This is a genomic window from Kitasatospora sp. NPDC029367 (assembly GCF_055569135.1).
The window spans coordinates 41,043-58,057 of the sequence record NZ_JBVHYH010000036.1 but is presented as its reverse complement, the minus strand read 5'-3'; the positions used below and the strand labels follow the sequence as shown (position 1 = coordinate 58,057).

Annotated in this window: 16 protein-coding genes; 8 read left to right on the top strand and 8 right to left on the bottom strand. The window is 73.7% G+C overall.

What is annotated here, in order from left to right:
* Nucleotides 1–172 precede the first annotated feature (172 nt).
* Complete coding sequence (locus ACZ4W5_RS20610) at nucleotides 173–1,804, top strand: AMP-binding protein (protein ID WP_465656013.1); 1,632 nt, start codon at nucleotides 173–175, stop codon at nucleotides 1,802–1,804.
* Between the two features lie 68 nt (nucleotides 1,805–1,872).
* On the opposite strand, the gene ACZ4W5_RS20605 is transcribed toward ACZ4W5_RS20610, so the two are convergent.
* From ACZ4W5_RS20605 to ACZ4W5_RS20595, 3 genes are all read right to left on the bottom strand, one after another.
* Nucleotides 1,873–2,277, bottom strand: coding sequence for a YccF domain-containing protein (locus ACZ4W5_RS20605; RefSeq protein ID WP_465656012.1), 405 nt, complete (start codon nucleotides 2,275–2,277; stop codon nucleotides 1,873–1,875).
* Between the two features lie 166 nt (nucleotides 2,278–2,443).
* The gene (locus ACZ4W5_RS20600) at nucleotides 2,444–3,052 is read right to left on the bottom strand and encodes a hypothetical protein (RefSeq protein ID WP_465656011.1); all 609 of its coding nucleotides are present in this window, start codon (nucleotides 3,050–3,052) and stop codon (nucleotides 2,444–2,446) included.
* Nucleotides 3,053–3,163: 111 nt separating this feature from the next.
* Nucleotides 3,164–3,310: a hypothetical protein gene (locus ACZ4W5_RS20595; protein WP_465656009.1), complete on the bottom strand. Its 147-nt coding sequence runs from the start codon at nucleotides 3,308–3,310 to the stop codon at nucleotides 3,164–3,166.
* Nucleotides 3,311–3,434: 124 nt separating this feature from the next.
* Here ACZ4W5_RS20595 and ACZ4W5_RS20590 point away from each other — a divergent pair, with 124 nt between their 5' ends.
* From ACZ4W5_RS20590 to ACZ4W5_RS20575, 4 genes are all read left to right on the top strand, one after another.
* Nucleotides 3,435–3,839, top strand: a complete 405-nt coding sequence (locus ACZ4W5_RS20590; RefSeq protein WP_465656007.1) for a DUF6153 family protein — start codon at nucleotides 3,435–3,437, stop codon at nucleotides 3,837–3,839.
* Nucleotides 3,840–3,949: 110 nt separating this feature from the next.
* Nucleotides 3,950–5,605 carry a multicopper oxidase family protein gene (locus ACZ4W5_RS20585; protein WP_465656005.1) on the top strand — a complete coding sequence of 552 codons (1,656 nt, stop codon included), beginning with the start codon at nucleotides 3,950–3,952 and terminating at the stop codon, nucleotides 5,603–5,605.
* Between the two features lie 294 nt (nucleotides 5,606–5,899).
* Nucleotides 5,900–7,855 carry an APC family permease gene (locus ACZ4W5_RS20580; RefSeq protein ID WP_360243225.1) on the top strand — a complete coding sequence of 652 codons (1,956 nt, stop codon included), beginning with the start codon at nucleotides 5,900–5,902 and terminating at the stop codon, nucleotides 7,853–7,855.
* A 240-nt stretch (nucleotides 7,856–8,095) separates the two neighbouring features.
* The gene (locus tag ACZ4W5_RS20575; RefSeq protein WP_465656003.1) at nucleotides 8,096–8,857 is read left to right on the top strand and encodes a class I SAM-dependent methyltransferase; all 762 of its coding nucleotides are present in this window, start codon (nucleotides 8,096–8,098) and stop codon (nucleotides 8,855–8,857) included.
* A gap of 173 nt (nucleotides 8,858–9,030) precedes the next feature.
* On the opposite strand, the gene ACZ4W5_RS20570 is transcribed toward ACZ4W5_RS20575, so the two are convergent.
* Nucleotides 9,031–9,714 carry a transglycosylase family protein gene (locus tag ACZ4W5_RS20570; RefSeq protein ID WP_465656001.1) on the bottom strand — a complete coding sequence of 228 codons (684 nt, stop codon included), beginning with the start codon at nucleotides 9,712–9,714 and terminating at the stop codon, nucleotides 9,031–9,033.
* A 471-nt stretch (nucleotides 9,715–10,185) separates the two neighbouring features.
* Here ACZ4W5_RS20570 and ACZ4W5_RS20565 point away from each other — a divergent pair, with 471 nt between their 5' ends.
* Nucleotides 10,186–11,793, top strand: coding sequence for a purple acid phosphatase family protein (locus tag ACZ4W5_RS20565; protein WP_465655999.1), 1,608 nt, complete (start codon nucleotides 10,186–10,188; stop codon nucleotides 11,791–11,793).
* A gap of 152 nt (nucleotides 11,794–11,945) precedes the next feature.
* Here the strand turns inward: ACZ4W5_RS20565 and ACZ4W5_RS20560 are convergent, their stop codons facing one another.
* Nucleotides 11,946–12,353, bottom strand: a complete 408-nt coding sequence (locus ACZ4W5_RS20560; protein WP_465655997.1) for a hypothetical protein — start codon at nucleotides 12,351–12,353, stop codon at nucleotides 11,946–11,948.
* A gap of 524 nt (nucleotides 12,354–12,877) precedes the next feature.
* On the opposite strand from ACZ4W5_RS20560, the gene ACZ4W5_RS20555 reads away from it, so the two are divergent.
* On the top strand, nucleotides 12,878–13,519 hold the full coding sequence (locus ACZ4W5_RS20555; RefSeq protein ID WP_465655996.1) for a ClpP family protease: 642 nt from the start codon (nucleotides 12,878–12,880) through the stop codon (nucleotides 13,517–13,519).
* Between the two features lies 1 nt (nucleotide 13,520).
* Nucleotides 13,521–14,123, top strand: a complete 603-nt coding sequence (locus ACZ4W5_RS20550; protein ID WP_360238510.1) for a ClpP family protease — start codon at nucleotides 13,521–13,523, stop codon at nucleotides 14,121–14,123.
* 177 nt (nucleotides 14,124–14,300) lie between these two features.
* Here ACZ4W5_RS20550 and ACZ4W5_RS20545 read toward each other — a convergent pair whose 3' ends face one another.
* The 3 genes from ACZ4W5_RS20545 to ACZ4W5_RS20535 all read right to left on the bottom strand — a co-directional run bounded on the left by ACZ4W5_RS20545 (nucleotide 14,301) and on the right by ACZ4W5_RS20535 (nucleotide 16,878).
* Nucleotides 14,301–14,804 (bottom strand): helix-turn-helix domain-containing protein, encoded by a 504-nt coding sequence (locus ACZ4W5_RS20545; RefSeq protein ID WP_465655994.1) that lies wholly within the window; start codon nucleotides 14,802–14,804, stop codon nucleotides 14,301–14,303.
* 164 nt (nucleotides 14,805–14,968) lie between these two features.
* Nucleotides 14,969–15,673, bottom strand: coding sequence for a sirohydrochlorin chelatase (locus ACZ4W5_RS20540; RefSeq protein WP_465655992.1), 705 nt, complete (start codon nucleotides 15,671–15,673; stop codon nucleotides 14,969–14,971).
* Nucleotides 15,673–16,878: a uroporphyrinogen-III synthase gene (locus tag ACZ4W5_RS20535; RefSeq protein WP_465655990.1), complete on the bottom strand. Its 1,206-nt coding sequence runs from the start codon at nucleotides 16,876–16,878 to the stop codon at nucleotides 15,673–15,675. Before ACZ4W5_RS20535 ends, ACZ4W5_RS20540 begins: the two co-directional genes overlap by 1 nt.
* Between the last annotated feature and the right edge of the window lie 137 nt (nucleotides 16,879–17,015).

Below are 17,015 nucleotides of genomic sequence, written 5' to 3'. Positions count from 1 at the left end.
TAACCCCCCCCCCCCCCCCCCCCCCCCCCCCCCCCCCCCCCCCCCCCCCCCCCCCCCCCCCCCCCCCCCCCCCCCCCCCCCGTGCCGGTACCCCCGTTCGGGGGTGGCGGCGCGGGTGCGGGACCGCCAACATGGTCCCCTGTCCCGCACCGCCGCACCCAGGAGCCCGCCCGTGCCGACACCGCCCGCCCAGCGCAGCTACGCCTCCGGGACCTCGGACGTCCCGCTGCTCGGCGACACCATCGGCGAGAACCTCGACCGCGCGGTGCGGGCCTTCCCCGACCGCGACGCCCTGGTCGACCGCCCCACCGGCCGCCGCTGGACGTACGCCCAACTCGCCGCCGACGTCGACGCGCTGGCCCTCGGCCTGCTGGAGCTCGGCATCGCCAAGGGCGACCGGGTCGGCATCTGGGCCCCCAACTGCGCGGAGTGGATGCTCACCCAGTACGCCACCGCCAAGCTCGGCGCGGTCCTGGTCACCGTCAACCCCGCCTACCGGGCGCACGAGTTGGAGTACGTGCTGAACCAGGCCGGGATCCGGCTGCTGGTCGCCGCCGAGCGCTTCAAGACCTCGGACTACGCCGGGATGATCGGCGAAGTCCGGCCCCGCTGCGCCGCGTTGGAGCGGGTCCTGCTGATCGGCAGCCCCGCCTGGGACGAGCTGCTGGCCTCCGGCCGCGCCGCCGACCCGGCCCCGCTGGCCGCCCGGCAGGACGAGCTGGCCCCCGACGACCCGATCAACATCCAGTACACCTCGGGCACCACCGGCTTCCCCAAGGGCGCCACCCTCTCGCACCACAACATCCTCAACAACGGCTACTTCGTGGGCGAGTTGCTCGACTACACCGAGCAGGACCGGATCTGCGTCCCGGTGCCCTTCTACCACTGCTTCGGCATGGTCATGGGCAACCTGGCGGCCACCTCGCACGGCGCCTGCGTGGTCATCCCGGCTCCCTCCTTCGAGCCCGGAGCCACCCTGGCCGCCGTCGCCGCCGAGCGCTGCACCTCGCTGTACGGCGTGCCGACCATGTTCATCGCCGAACTCGCCGACCCGGACTTCGCCCGCTACGACCTGGGCAGCCTGCGCACCGGCATCATGGCCGGCTCGCCCTGCCCGGCCGAGGTGATGAAGGAGGTGATCGAGCGGATGGGCATGGCGGAGGTGTCCATCTGCTACGGCATGACCGAGACCTCGCCGGTCTCCACCCAGACCCGCACCGACGACCCGGTCGAGCGCCGGGTCTCCACCGTCGGCCGGGTCGGCCCCCACCTGGAGGTCAAGGTCGTCGACCCGGCCACCGGCCGTACCGTCCCGCGCGGCGAGCCCGGCGAGCTGTGCACCCGCGGCTACTCCGTCATGCTCGGCTACTGGGACGAGCCCGAGCGCACCGCCGAGGCCGTGGACGCGGCCCGCTGGATGCACACCGGGGACCTCGCGGTGATGGACGCGGACGGCTACCTCGCCATCACCGGCCGGATCAAGGACATGGTCATCCGCGGCGGGGAGAACCTCTACCCGCGCGAGATCGAGGAGTTCCTCTACACCCACCCCGACGTCCTCGACGTCCAGGTGATCGGCGTCCCCGACCCCAAGTACGGCGAGGAGCTGATGGCCTGGCTCCGGATGCGCGAGGGCGCCGAGCCGCTCACCGCCGAGGCCGTGGCCGCCTACTGCGCCGGGCGGCTGGCCCACTTCAAGGTCCCGCGCTACGTGCACGTGGTCGACGAGTTCCCGATGACCGTCACCGGCAAGATCCGCAAGGTCGAGATGCGCGAACAGGCGCTCCGCATCCTCGGCCTCTGACCCCGGGAACGCCCGCGGCCCGCCCCCCAACTCGGGGGCGGGCCGCAGGCATCGGCGCTAGGGGTGGCTCAGTAGCGGGTGCCCCAGGGCTCGTCGGTGGAGACGATCTCGCGGCCGAGCGGCATCAGCGAGATCGGGATCATCTTGAGGTTGGCCCAGCCGAAGGGGATCCCGATGATCGACAGGAACAGCGGGATGCTGGTGATGAGGTGCCCGAGAGCCAGCCACCAGCCGGCGAAGACCAGCCAGATCACGTTGCCGACACAGGACGCGGCCCCGGCGTCCGGCCGCTCGACGGTGGTCCGCCCGAACGGCCACAGTATGAAGCCGGCGATCCGGAACGAGGCGATGCCGAACGGGATGGTCACGATCAGCACGCAGCAGATGACTCCGGCCACGACGTACCCGATGGCCATCCAGATGCCGCAGAAGAGCAGCCAGATGACGTTGAGGACGAAATTGATGGGCTTCATGCGCGTTACCTTCTCACGCTCGACGGACTGACTGCCACGACCTGCCATGCCCTCTGGCGTGCGCGTTCACTCCCTTAGGGGGCGTTCTTCGGGGGTGCGTCGGGGGCTCCGGAACAGGATGGTCACGGGGCCGTCCCGGTTCGGTACGTACCGGGCTGACGGGTGCTCAGTGTGCGTCGCGGCAGGCGCCGGTGGGAGTGCAGAGGGTGAGGGTGAGCGGGCGGCCGGTCGGGGGGATCCGGTAGTGGTAGGCGGCGAAGGTGATGAGGTCGCCGGCGCCGAGGTCGAGGGTGCGGCGTCGGACGGGGCTGACCAGGTGGTCCGGGTCGCCGGAGACCGTGATCTCGCCCACCTGGCCGCGGTAGGCCGTGACGGCGTAGGAGTCGACGCCCGCTGTGGTGTCGGCGGGCATCGGGGTGCGGGGGAGGAGGTCGGCGACGGCGGCGAACCAGACGGTGGTGGGCGTCACGCCCGCGTGGTTGATGACGGCGTAGCAGACGTCGAGGTTGTCCGGCAGCCAGAGGGCCACGGCCCGGGTCTGCCCGTCGGTGTCGAGGACCACCATGGTCGCCAGGGTCGGCTTCGGGCACTTCGGCGGCAGGTTGAGCCCGCCCACGAGGTCCGCGATCCACTGGGCGGAGGGCGGGGCGGCCTCCGGGAGCGGTACCGGGTGGCGGAAGGTACCGGGGTCGAGGGCCGGGTCGCAGGCGGTGGCCGGGCCGAGTGCCGTCACCAGTGCCAGCGTCGAACAGAGCGCCCCGAGGCGGCGTCTCATCGTGTCCCCTCCCCCTCCCGGTACGACGGGTGGGCCCCAGGATGCGCCCGCCTGCGGGCGGCGGCAAGGCTCCGGGCCGCCCGGAACCGGGTGGGTTCGGGCTCGGGTGGGTCAGGCCGGGCGGGGCAGGTAGGCCGGGCCGTGGGCGCCGGGCTCGGCGAGCTTGGCGACAGTGAGGCGGGTGACCGGGGTCAGGGTGTCGAGGTCGACGACGTCCACGGTGGAGGAGGCGACGGTGTTCGAAAACCAGTGACGCATGCTAACGGATTCCGTACGAAGGAAATCGGTGGATGTACGGAGGGGGTGCGGCGGTGTTCCAGCCGCCCGTTCGGATACCCTGCGGGGGTAAGCGGACAGGTTTGGAGTGGACGGGAGGCGGGGCATGGCGCAGCAGCGGTCGTACGGTGCCCCGCTGCCCGGGGTGCTGCGGCTGGTGCTGCTCGGGGCGCTGCTCGTCGGCATCGTGACGATGCACACGCTCGGGCATCCGGGCGGTGGCCACAGTGGCCACGGGGGCCACGGTGTCCAGGTGATGGCGGCGCACCAGCCGGCGGGGGAGCGGGCGACCGCGGATCCCGCGGCTGCCGACGGGATGGACCCGATGGCGGTCTGTCTGGCCGTGCTGGCCGGCTGGACGCTGGTGCTGCTGGTCGCCGGTCTGCTGCTGCGCCGTAGCGGTGACGCCGCCGCCGAGGTGCGGGCCCGGCTGTTGCGGGCCGTGCGGGCGCTGCCGCCGCCTGGGGGTGGGCGGATCCTCCTCAGCAGACTTTCGGTGCTGCGTCAGTAGGCGCGCGCCGGTCGTCCCGTGCCCGCACGCACCTCTGCGTGCCCGCGCACGGAACGGCTGACGCGCCGTCCTGTACGTCCACACCACCCCTGCACGAGGTGCACTCCGTCATGCGCACAACCACCCGTCGTACCGTCCTCGGCGCCGCGCTCGCCGCCGCCGGGAGCGGCCTGATCGCCGCCTGCTCCTCCGGGTCCTCCGACCCGATGAAGGGCATGGACCACTCCTCCATGAACCGCGCCGAGCCGGGCGGCCCCGCCGGCTTCGTCGCCCCGAACGGCCCCGAGGTCGCCGCCGCCGAGGCGCGGCGCAAGCCCGGTCCTGAGCGCAAGGTCGCGCTCACCGCCACCGAGACCACCCTCGACCTGGGCGGACGCACCGTCCGCAGCTGGGCCTACGGCGACCGCCTGCCCGGCCAGGAGGTGCGCGCCACCGTCGGCGACACCCTCGCCCTCACCCTCGCCAACCACCTGCCGCAGCCCACCTCGCTGCACTGGCACGGCCTGGCGCTGCGCAACGACATGGACGGCGTGCCTGGCCTGACCCAGGAGCCGGTCCGCGCGGGGGCCTCCTTCGACTACCGCTTCGCCCTCTCCCGCCCCGGCACCTACTGGTTCCACCCGCACTCCGGTGTCCAGCAGGACCGCGGCCTGTACGCCCCGCTGATCGTCGAGGACCCGAAGGAGTCGCTGCGCTACGACAAGGAGTGGGTCGTCGTCCTGGACGACTGGGTGGACGGGGTCGACGGCAGCACCCCGGACGCCGTCCTCGCCGAACTCGCCAAGGGCATGGGCGACATGGGCGACGCAGGAGCCATGGGCGGCACGGGCGGCACGGGCGGTATGGACCACTCGGGGCACAGCATGCCGGGCATGCCGGGTATGACGGGTACGGGCACGGGCCCGGGCGCCGGGAGCACCCCCACCGGAGCCACCGGCCCGTCCCGGATGCTGATGGGCGCCACCAGTCCGCTGCTCGGCGGCGACGCGGGCGACGTCGCCCACCCCTTCCACCTGGTCAACGGCCGTCTGGCGACCGCCCCCGAGACCTTCGCCGCCAAGCCCGGCGACCGGATCCGGATCCGGCTGATCAACGCGGGCGGCGACACCGCCTACCGGGTCGCCCTCGGCGGCCACGAGCTGACCGTCACCCACACCGACGGCTTCCCGGTCGAACCGGCCACCACCCAGGCCCTGCTGCTCGGCATGGGCGAGCGCTACGACGTGCTGGTCACCGCCAAGGACGGCGCCTTCCCGCTGACCGCCCTCGCCGAGGGCAAGAACGCCGCCGCGCTGGCCGTGCTGCGCACCGGCGGCGGCGCCGCACCGGACGCCTCGACCCGCCCCGCCGAACTGGACGGCCGGCTGCTGACCGCCGGGCAGCTGAAGGCCGACCCGGGCGTCCGACTGCCGGACCGCGCGCCGGACCGCACGGTGGCGCTGGAGCTCACCGGCGGCATGGCGAAGGCCGACTGGGCGTTCAACGGCCGCAAGTACGACCCGGCGCAGCGCCACCCGGTCGCGGCCGGGGAGCGGGTGCGGCTGGAGTTCCGCAACAGCACCGCCATGTGGCACCCCGTCCACCTGCACGGACACAGCTTCGCGCTGGGCGCCGGCGGCCCGCGCAAGGACACCGCGATCGTGCTGCCGGGCACGACCCTGGCGGTGGACTTCGACGCCGACAACCCGGGCCTGTGGATGGTGCACTGCCACAACGTGTACCACGCGGAGACCGGCATGATGACGGTTCTCGGTTACCGGGCGTAACCCCGTCCGGTCCGTGAGACGCCGGGGCGGGGTGCTCCACCGCCCCGCCCCGGCGCCGGCCCCGGCCCGCCGCGCCACGCGTGCCGACCTGCGGAGCCATGACGTTTTCTTAACGCGGGCCGATGACGCCTCCTTAACGGCCGTCGCATAGCCTGGCGCACTGCCGTCGCCCGACGGCGCTTTACGGGGTCTTTAAACAAGAGGTGCAAGGTGGTTTCGTCGGGTTCGACGGAGACGACGACGGAGGCTCCGTCGTCGGCGCGAATACGGCTCCGCAGTTGGCTCCTGGAGGACATGTCGCCGGAGAAGGCTGCCAAGGACGCCGCCGCGAAGGCGCAGCAGGACGCCGCCGAGGCGCAGCCGGACGGCGCGGAGCCGGGGGACTCCGCCGCCGAGGCCGGTCACGCTGCGCACACGGGCCAGCCGTGGTGGCGCGTGATGTGCCTGACCGGTCTGGACTACTTCTCGACGCTCGGCTACCAGCCGGGCATCGCCGCGCTCGCGGCCGGACTGCTGTCGCCGATCGCCACGATCGTGCTGGTGCTGGTCACCCTGCTGGGCGCGCTGCCGGTCTACCGGCGGGTGGCCCAGGAGAGCCCGCGCGGTGAGGGCTCGATCGCGATGCTGGAGCGGCTGCTGTCGTTCTGGAAGGGCAAGCTGTTCGTCCTCGCGCTGCTCGGCTTCGCGGCGACGGACTTCATCATCACGATCACCCTCTCCGCCGCCGACGCCAGCGCCCACCTGGTCGAGAACCCGCACCTGACCGGCGCCCTCGGCGGCAAGCAGATGCTGATCACGCTGATCCTGGTCGCCCTGCTCGGTGCCGTCTTCCTCAAGGGTTTCAGCGAGGCGATCGGCCTGGCCGTGGGGCTGGTCGGGGTCTACCTGGCGCTCAACGTGGTGGTCGTGGCGGTCGGCATCTGGAAGATCATCCAGGCGCCGCACGTGGTCACCGACTGGTCCAACGCGCTCACCACCCAGCACGGCAACATCTTCGTGATGATCGGCGTCGCGCTCGTCGTCTTCCCGAAGCTCGCGCTCGGCATGTCCGGCTTCGAGACCGGCGTCGCCGTGATGCCGCACATCAAGGGCGACGCGGGCGACACCGAGGCGAACCCGGTCGGCCGGATCCGCGGCACCCGCAAGCTGCTCACCACCGCCGCCGTGATCATGAGCACCTTCCTGATCGCGACCAGCTTCATCTGCACCCTGCTCATCCCGGCCAAGGAGTTCGAGAGCGGCGGCCAGGCCAACGGCCGCGCCCTGGCCTTCCTGGCGCACGAGTACCTGGGCGGCGCCTTCGGCAGCGTCTACGACCTGTCGACCATCGCCATCCTGTGGTTCGCCGGCGCGTCCGCCATGGCGGGCATGCTCAACCTGCTGCCCCGCTACCTGCCGCGCTACGGCATGGCCCCGCACTGGGCCCGCGCCGTGCGCCCGATGGTGATCGTGCTGACCATCGTCGGCTTCCTGATCACCTGGCTGTTCGACGCCAACGTCGACGCCCAGGGCGGCGCGTACGCCACCGGCGTACTGGTCCTGATCAGCTCGGCGGCCATCGCCGTCACCATCGCGGCCTACAAGAAGCGCCAGCGCGGCTGGACCATCGCCTTCGGGATCATCGCCGCGGTGTTCCTGTACACCACCGTGGTGAACACCATGGAGCGCCCGGACGGTGTCAAGATCGGTGCCTGCTTCATCGCCGGCATCATCCTGGTGTCGCTGCTCTCCCGCCTCAAGCGCGCCTTCGAGCTGCGCGTCACGGACGTGCTGCTGGACGAGACGGCCGAGCGGTTCATCCGCGACTACGCCCACCGCCCGCTGCGCCTGATCGCCAACGAGCCGACCAACCGGGACGTCGCCGAGTACCGCGACAAGATCCGGCAGATCCGCGCCGACAACGACATCCCCGGCGAGGACGACCTGGTCTTCGTCGAGGTGACCGTCCGGGACGCCTCGGACTTCGAGTCCGAGCTGACCGTCCACGGCGAGGTGCTGCACAACCGGTACCGGGTGCTCACCCTGGAGAGCTCCAGCATCCCGAACGCGATCGCCGCCCTGGCGCTCACCGTGCGGGACCGTACCGGGCAGCGGCCGCACCTGTACTTCGAGTGGACCGAGGGGCACCCCTTCGCCCAGTTCCTGCGCTTCATCCTGTTCGGTCAGGGCGAGGTCGCGCCGGTCACCCGCGAGGTGCTGCGCGAGGCGGAGCCGGACCGGACGAAGCGTCCGCGGGTCCACGTCGGCTGACGCCCGCCGCCGCGCCACGGGCTGCCTGCCGCGCCACGGCTCGCCCGTAGCGTCCCGGCCCGTCCGTAGCGCCCCGGCCCGTCCGGTCCACCAGGACCGGGCGGGCCGTCGGCGTTCCGGTGCGGCGGTGCCGCTGCCGTTCTGCGGTTCCGTAGGCCCCTCTAGAGTGCGGTCGGACCAACTGACCAACTGAACACCTGACCAACGGACCATCGGATCGCGAGAAGGGGCCCGGCCCGCATGAGCACCGCACCCGAGCACTACGACCGTCTCCTCGCCGCCCACTACACCTGGATGCTGGGCGGCGACATCCCCGCCCTCGCCGAGGCGCAGGCCGAACTGCTGGCCGGGCTCGGGGTCGAGCCCGGGGTCGCCGGCCGCACCGCCGTGGACCTCGGCGCCGGCCCCGGCACCCAGACGCTGGCGCTGGCCGCCCTCGGCTTCGACCCCGTCCTCGCCGTGGACACCAGCGCCCCGCTGCTCGCCGAACTGCGCGAGTCCGCCGACAAGGCCGGGTACGCCGGGGCCGTCCGCACCGTCGAGGCCGACCTGCGCGGCTCGTTGCCGCGGCACACCGGGCCGGGCTCGGTGGCGGCCGTGCTCTGCATGGGCGACACCCTCACCCACCTGCCCACCCGCGCCGACGTCGCGGCGCTGCTGCGCGACGCCGCCGCCGCACTCGCCCCGGGCGGGCGGCTGGTGCTGTCCTTCCGCGACCTCACCCGCCCGCTGACCGGCACGGACCGCTTCCTGCCGGTGCGCGCCACCGCGGACCGGATCATGACCTGCTTCCTGGAGTACCCGGACGAGGAGACCGCCCTGGTCCACGACCTGATCCACACCCGCGCCGGCGAGGGCTGGACCCAGCAGGTCAGCAGCTACCCCAAGCTGCGGCTGGCCACCGGATGGGTGGCGGCGCAGGTGCGCGCGGCGGGCCTGGAGGTCAGCCACGACGAGACGGGCGCGCGCGGGCTACACGTGCTGGCGGCCGTCCGGCCGTAGCGCTTCCGGCGGTCCGGCGATCCGTCGACCAGGTGAACTGGTCGACGGATCGAGGGCGTTGACCGCTGGGCGCACTGCTACGCCGCTGTGACGGCGCCACTGTGACCGCGCCACTGTGACGGCGCCGCCCACGCCGGGGCGCGGCGTGGGCGGCGGGTGTTCGCGCAGACGGTTCAGGAGGGGAGCCGCAGGACCAGTCCGGGCTGGATGAGGTCCGGGTCCTCGCCGACGGTGTCGCGGTTGAGCGCGTACAGCGCGGGCCAGCCGCCGGGGACGTGCAGGGTGGCGGCGAGCTGGTCCAGGGTGTCGTCCTCGCGGACGGTCCACCGGCCGTCCCCGGCCGTGCCCGGGGCGGGCGGCGGCAGAACGGTGTCGCGCCCGTGGTCGCGGGTGGCCTGGGCGGCCTCCTCGTCGCGGGTCCGGTCGCGGTCGCGGTCGCGGTTTCGGTCCGGGGTGGCGGTCCCGTGGGCGTGGCCGCCCAGGGCGCGGGAGCCGCAGACCGGCCAGGGGGAGAGGCCGCGCCGCTCGGCCAGGTGCTGGGCCACCTTCACCTGCTGCTCGCGGCTGGCGAGGTCGGCGCGCGGGGCGTAGGCCAGGCCGCCGTTCTCCCGCCAGGTCGACTGGTCGAACTGGAGGCCGCCGAAGTAGCCGTTGCCGCTGTTGATGTGCCAGTTGCCGCTGCTCTCGCAGTCCGCCACCCGCTCCCAGTCGTACCGGCCGCTGTCCGACCTCCCGCCGGGGTCGGTCCCGGTGTCGCCGCCTGGCGGTGCGGCGTGGGCCGCGGGGGCGGTGAGGGCCACGGCGAGGGCGCAGAGCGCGGTGGGGACGAGGCGGCGGAGGCGGGCGGTGGAAGGCATGGGCGGCTCTCAGGTCCGGGGACAGGGCGTGCACCGCCCGGAGGCGGCGCGTTCCAACCCAGGCACGCCGGATGGGGCGTGCCACCGCCGACACGTCCGAGAGGTCACCCGCCCGGCCGTCCCGCACCACCCCCGTGGCCCGCGGCCATCCGGCCGTACCCCCGGTCGGCAGCCGGTTCCCGGAGTGCCCGGGACGCCACTTCGACGAAGGGGGGTGGACGGACGATGACGGTCGATCAGGGCAGCGCGCGGGCCGGGCGGGGAGTGACCGGCGGAGCGGGGCTGTAGGCGCTGCGGGAGGGGTGGCCACCGCGCCGCCGGACGGGGTGGACGCGGGCTGATCCCGTACGCCGGTCAATTGGTGTGGACCAGCATTCAACTTCCGTTCGCCGTACGCACGATCGATCGTGGTGCGACCGTGTGTTTCGACTGCGAGCCTCCTCGGCGATTCTCGGAGCCCAGGAGGCGGCAGTGGCACATCCCCCGGCACAACCCTCGCGCAGAACGCTCCTCCGGACGAGTACGGCGGCCGGCGCGCTCGTCGCGCTGCCCGCGTCCACCCTGCTGTGGACCCAGCCGGCCGTCGCCGGCACCCCCGGACCGGAGCAGATCCACCTCCAGTGGGGCAACGAGCCCTCCCGCGAGATGACCGTCTCCTGGGCGACCGGCGCCTCCGTGAAGCGCCCCCGGGTGCGGATCGGCACCCCGCGCGGCGGCGCCGGCCGCAGCGTCGACGCGAGCAGCCGCAGCTACGTCGACGGCCTCAACAAGGTCGAGACCTTCACCCACCACGCCCGCCTCGACGGGCTGCGCCCCGACACCACCTACGTGTACGAGGTGCTGCACGACGGCGCCGAGCCCGTCCGCGGCACCTTCCGCACCGCCCCCGCCCGCGGGCGTGCCGCCTTCCGGTTCACCAGCTTCGGCGACCTCGGCACCGGCGACAACGTGTTCGCGAAGTCCTCCATCCACGGTGCCGCGGCAGTCCGGCAGGTCGAACAGTTCAACCCGCTGTTCCACCTCCTCAACGGCGACCTCGCCTACGCCAACAACAACCCGCAGCGCCAGCCGCAGGCGTGGAACGCGTTCATGAACAACCTGTCCAAGTCCGCCGCCAACCGCCCCTGGATGCCCGCCCCCGGCAACCACGAGGTCGAGGCGGGCGGCGGCGACCTCGGGTACGCCTCCTACCTCACCCGCTTCGAACTGCCCGACAACGGCAACCGCGACCACTGCGGCAACTGGTACAGCTTCCAGGTCGGTTCGGTGCTGTTCGTCAGCCTGGACGGCAACGAGATCGCCGTCGAGGACGACGCCAGCATCGACCCGGCCACCGGGCAGTCCATCTACATCAGCGGCTACAGCGAGGGCGCCCAACTCCGCTGGCTGGAGCGGGTCCTGTCGCGCGCCCGGCGCGGCAGCGCGGTCGACTGGATCGTCGTCAACCTGCACCAGTTCGCGATGTCCTCCTCCGCCGCCAGCCACGGCGGCGACATGGGCATCCGGGAGAACCTGCTGCCGCTGCTCGACCGCTACTCCGTCGACCTCGTGCTGGCCGGCCACGACCACGACTACGAGCGCACCCACCCCGTCCGCGGCACCGAGCCGGGCGGGCTGCTCACCCCGGCCGTCGTCGACGACGACCTGCGCCGGATCGACACCTCCGAGGGCACCGTCCACCTCATCCTGGGCGGCGGCGGCACCGCCGGCCACGACGACGTCTACCTGCCCGCCGACGCGGACGGCGTCCGCCAGGCCAGCGTCCGCACCCAGCGGCTCACCTTCAAGGCCGACCCGGACGCCAAGGAGAAGGCCCACTGGTCGGCCGTCACCGACCCGGACACCCAGTACCCGTACGGCGTCGCCGTCTTCGACGTCGACCCGGGCCGGTACCCCGGCGACCGCACCACCATCACCGTCTCCTACTACCACTCGGTGCCCGCCACCGCCGCCAACCCGTTCCCCACGCCCGTCCTGTACGACCGCTTCACCCTCTACCGCGACCGCAGCGACGGCTGGGGCGACGACGGCCAGGGCGAGGACGAGGACACGAACGCGCGGGTGGCCGCCGGCCGCTGACAGATCGTCCGGCACGGGCGAAGCGGCGACCACACCGTGCGAACCCCTGCGCAGGAAGTCGGCCGGACCGACTTCCTGCGCAGCAGTCATGAGAAGGGTGGGCCCGCGTCACCTCGGACGCGGGCCCGCGCTTCGTCGCCGTGCAGGGCCCGTCAGGCCCCCGTGGCCCGCACGTACACGTCGGCCGCGCCGTGATGCTCGGAGGGGTGGGCCACCACGAAGACCTGCCGCCCGGCCCGCGCCTCCGGCAGCAGCACCCCCTCGGCCGGTTCCTCGCCCGGCAGCGCGGCCTTGAGGTCCTCCGGCAGCCGTCCAGAGGCACCGGGCTGCGGCAGGTCGTATGTGTCGAGGAAGTCGTCGATGGTGGCGGAGTCGCCGCCACCGATCGCATAGTGCAGGTAGGCGACAGGCTTCCCGTCGGCGCTCCGGGACAGCACAGCGTCCGCCGGGACGTAGTACCGCCCCTTGCCGGGATGCTGCTCGTAGTACAGACCTGCGAGCTGCTCCGCGCGGTCGGCGTCGGTCAGAGTCGGATCGAGGCTCCGACGGAACTCGGCCACCCCCCACCAGACACACCCCAGGGTGATCAGCACGCACAACCCGAGAAGGCCGCCCAGGAGCCGACGCCTCCACGGTCGGCCATCGACATCTCCGGACGCCACCTCAGAGCTTCCTGGTCCTGGCATCGCCGACGCCCCCCCATGTCGAACTCCCTGGCCAAACCGGTTCGGTGGAGCCGCTGGATGTCGGCATCGGTCACCCGGCCCACGCCTGGCACCTCGGTGCTCCTCCCCGCCGCTACGGGAGCCGCTCCGGCTCCGATATGTATCCACCCACCCCGAGTCCTCCCCAAGTCCGGTGGCGGTCTTGGTTCTCACGCTAACGAGCGAGTGGTGGGCACCGCAGGCGAACGGGGCGACTCGTGAACGTCGACGGCCCCACGGCGGTGTCCCGCAGCTGGCCCGGGCCGTGGGGGCTGGCTCTGCCCTCGGCGAATCTGCGGCGGGCAGAGAAGTGGCGTCCGGGGCCGGTTCGGGGGTGAGAGTGGAGGGGACGGCAGCTCCGCCTCGACCAGGAGGACCAGATGACTCCATTCGCCACCGTGCTCGCGCCCCGCGCGGAGGACGGTGATACCCGGCCCGGCCCGTTCGACGACCACCTCGCCGCCCAACTGCTCGCCCAGCGCATCGTGTTGCTCGGCACCCAGGTCGACGACGTGTCGGCGAACCGGGTGTGCGCCCAGCTGCTGTTGCTGTCGGCGGAGGACCCGCGCAGCGACATCGGCCTGTACATCAACAGCCCCGGCGGGTCGGTGTCGGCCGGGCTGGCCATCTACGACACCATGCGGTTGATCCCCAACGACGTCTCGACGCTGGCGATGGGGTTCGCGGCGAGCATGGGGCAGTTCCTGCTCACCACGGGGGCGCGCGGCAAGCGCTTCGTGCTGCCGAACGCGCGGATCATGATGCACCAGCCGTCGGCGGGCATCGGCGGTACGACCGCGGACATCGAGATCCAGGCGGAGAACCTGCAGTACACCAAGCGCACCATCGAACAGATCACCGCCGAGCACACCGGGCAGAGCGTGGAGACCATCGCCCGGGACAGCGACCGGGACCGCTGGTTCACGGCCGAACAGGCCAAGGAGTACGGGCTCGTGGACCGGGTGGTGGAGTCGGTCGCCGACATCCGCCCGGCCTCGTCCCGCCGACGGATGGGGTTGTGACATGGGGTCGTACACGGTTCCGTACGTGATCGAGCGGACCGCGCAGGGTGAGCGGTCCTACGACGTGTTCAGCCGGCTGCTGAACGAGCGGATCATCTTCCTCGGCACCGAGATCGACGACGGGGTCGCGAACGTGGTCATCGCGCAGCTCCTGCACCTGGAGTCGGAGAACCCGGAGCGCGAGATCTCGATCTACCTCAACTCGCCCGGAGGGTCGTTCACTTCGCTGATGGCGATCTACGACACGATGACCTTCGTGCAGGCGCCGATCTCCACGTTCTGCGTCGGGCAGGCGGCGTCGACGGCGGCGGTGCTGCTGGCCGGGGGGGATCCCGGGCGGCGGTTCGTGCTCCAGCACGCCCGGGTGCTGCTCGGCCAGCCGGCCAGCGGCGGGCAGCGCGGGACGGTCTCGGACCTCAGCCTCGCGGCCAAGGAGATGGTGCGCATCCGCGCGCAGGTGGAGGAGGTGCTGTCCCGGCACACCGGGCACGAGGTGGCGACGCTGCGGGCGGACATGGACCGGGACAAGGTGCTCAGCGCCGAGGAGGCGGTCGCGTACGGGCTGGCGGACGAGGTGCTGAGCCGGCGACTCGCGTTCAACTGAGCCCCGTCGGGGGGGGGGGGGGGGGGGGGGGGGGGGGAGGGGGGGGGGAAAGGGGGGCGAAGCGCGGGGGGGGGGTTGGTGGAGGGGGGGGGGAAGGGGGTGTGAAGGGGGCGGTTGTTTTAAAATCAGCCCTTGTGGGGGGCGGGGGCGGGGGGGGGCCCCCCCCCCCCGGTGCGGTCAGGCCGCCATGCAGAGCCCGTCGTACTGCGCCGTGGGCGCGGTGCGGCCCTGGTTCACCCGGGCGTGGTTCACCCGGCCGTGGCCGACCCGGCTCCGGGTGTGCCGGACCAGCTCGTCCTGGGCCAGCGAGAGCAGGTCGCCGAGGCCCAGCCCGAGGGCCTTCGCGGCGGCGGCTAGCACCTCGGAGGAGGCCTCCTTGCGTCCGCGCTCCAGCTCCGACAGGTACGGCATCGAGATCCGGGCGGCCTCCGCGACGTCCTTCAACGTCCGCTCCTGGGCGATCCGTTCGCGCCGCAGTGCGTCGCCGACGAGGTCGCGCCACAGGGGCTCCTTCGGCGCGGGCCGCTGCGGGGTGGGCTCAGGCCGGGCGGCGCGGCCGGACTCGCCGCGGTTGGGCTCGCGGTGGTTGGACTCGCGGTGGTTGGACTCACCGCGGCCGGGCGGCGTGGCCGGTGGGCGCAGCGGGATGACGCGGGCTTCGTTCGGCGCATGAGTGCTCACCCCTCCAGCCTAGGGATCCCGGGCGCGGGGGGAAGGGGACGGCATTCTGCCCTGGGTGAAGCCGGCGGAGCCGGGTGGGACCAGGGCGTGCGTCAGCCGGGGAGGACCCGGCCGAGCCGGTCGCGGAGTAGCTGCAGGGGCCGCCCGCGGCCGCCTCGCCGGTCTCAAGCCGCGCGTGGCAGCGCTGTCGCCGCGCGCGCTTCGTCGTAGCGGTGCAGCACCAGCCGGGCGACGGCCGGGTGGGTGCCGAGCGGGGCGGTCGTCCAGGCGGCCGCCGTGGTGGCCGCGCGGCGGGCGAAGAAGCCGGGCGAGAGCAGGTAGCCCGCCAGCGCGACCCCGGGGTGTCCGGCGGCGCGGAGGGCGGCGACGGCCTGCTGCGGGGTGGGGGCAGCGGCGGACAGGTGTGCGGGGGTGACCGGGCGGCCGAGGCGGCCGGCGAGCAGCCGGGCCATCCGCTCGGTGTCGGCGAGGGCGGCGGGGTCGGAGGAGCCGGCCCCGGCGAGGACCACGGGGGCCCCGGGCGGGGCGCCGGCCTCGGCGAGGCGGTCGGCGAGGGCCTCGGCGAGCAGCGGGTGGGGGCCGAGGGCCGGGGCGAGCCGGGTGCGGGGGAGGCGGGCGGCGGCGAGCGCCTCCGGGAGGTCGACCCGGACGTGGTAGCCGGTGCCGAGCAGCAGCGGGACCAGGACGGTCTCCGTGCCGCGCAGCCGGGACAGCGCCTCGGCGAGCGAGGGGCGGGCGAGGTCCAGGAAGCAGCAGTGGACGGCCAGTTCGGGCCGGAGCGAGCGGACCAGGCGCAGCAGGGCGCGGGTCGAGGCGGCGGCCGCCCGGTCGCGGCTGCCGTGCCCGACCGCGAGCAGCACCGGTGGCATCAGCCCGCCGCCAGCCGGTAGCCCCGCTTGGGGACGGTGCGGATCAGGCCGGCGTGCGGCCCGAGCGCGGCCCGCAGCCGGCCGACCGCCGCCTCGACGGCGTGTTCGTCGGCGGCCGCGTCCGGCCAGGCGGCGCGCAGCAGTTCGGCGCGGCTGAGCACCCGGCCGGGGCGTTCGGCCAGGGCCCGGAGCACGGCGGCGCCGCGCGGGCTGAGCCAGTGGCTCTCGCCGTCGACCAGCGCGGCGTTGCCCTGGAGGGTCAGCACCCGCCCGGCGAGGTCGATCCGACGGCTGGTGCGGCCGGGCAGCAGGTCGGCGAGCAGCCGGACCAGGGCGCCGAGCCGGCCGCGCTCGGGGTGTACGGCGGGCAGGCCGAGGTCGGTGAGCGGCCGGGCGCACAGGGTGCCGACGCAGACCGGCAGCACGTCGGCGCGCAGGGCGTCCAGCAGCGGCCCGTACAGGCCCTCGGCCTCGGCGACGGCGAGCAGCGCGGTGATCGCGGAGGCGCTGGTGAAGGTGAGCGCGTGCACCTGGCGGCGCACGGTCTGGTCGAGCAGCCGGCGCACCGCGCCCGGGTCCTCGGGCGCCGCCCAGCGGTAGACCGGGACGGAGATCACTTCGGCGCCGCGCTCGCGCAGCGCCGCCGCGAAGGCGTCCAGCCGGACGCCGTGCTCCTGTACGGCGATCCGGCGCCCGGTGAGCGGGCGGGCCAGCAGCCAGGTGAGCAGTTCGCCGGTGGCCTCGGTGCCGGGGGAGTAGCCCTCGTCGAGCCCGCTGGCGCGGACCGCCCCGGTGGCCTTGGGGCCGCGGCTGAGCACCACTGCGTCCCGGCAGGCCTCGGCGAGGGCGGCGCCCCGGCCCCAGCCCTCGGCGGCGCTCATCCAGCCGCGCCAGCCGACGCCGGTGGTGGCGACCACGTAGTCGAGCGGGGCGGTGAGGCAGCGGTCGGTGGCCTCCCGCAGGGCGAGGTCGTCGGCGAGCGGCAGGATGCGCAGCACCGGGGCCTCGACCACCTGGGCGCCGCGGCGGGTGAGCAGGGCGGTGAGCTCCTCGCGGCGGCGTGCGGCGGTGACGCCGATGGTGAGGCCGGTGAGCGGGCCGGGCGGGGTCGCCTGTTCCGCCGGTCTTGCCGCTCCGGGCGGTCCTGCCGGTCCTGCCGGTCCGGGCGGTCCTGCCGGTCCCGGCGGGGTGGGGTTCGGTGCCATGCCGGTCAGCCTGCGCGGCACGTGTTACGGGGGCATTGCCTGCCCGTCACCCACCGGTAAGCGGAAGTGCCGCTGCGGTTACGGCAGATGTCCGGGTGTGCACCCCGGTGACCGGGCGCCGTGAGCGAGGCGTACCG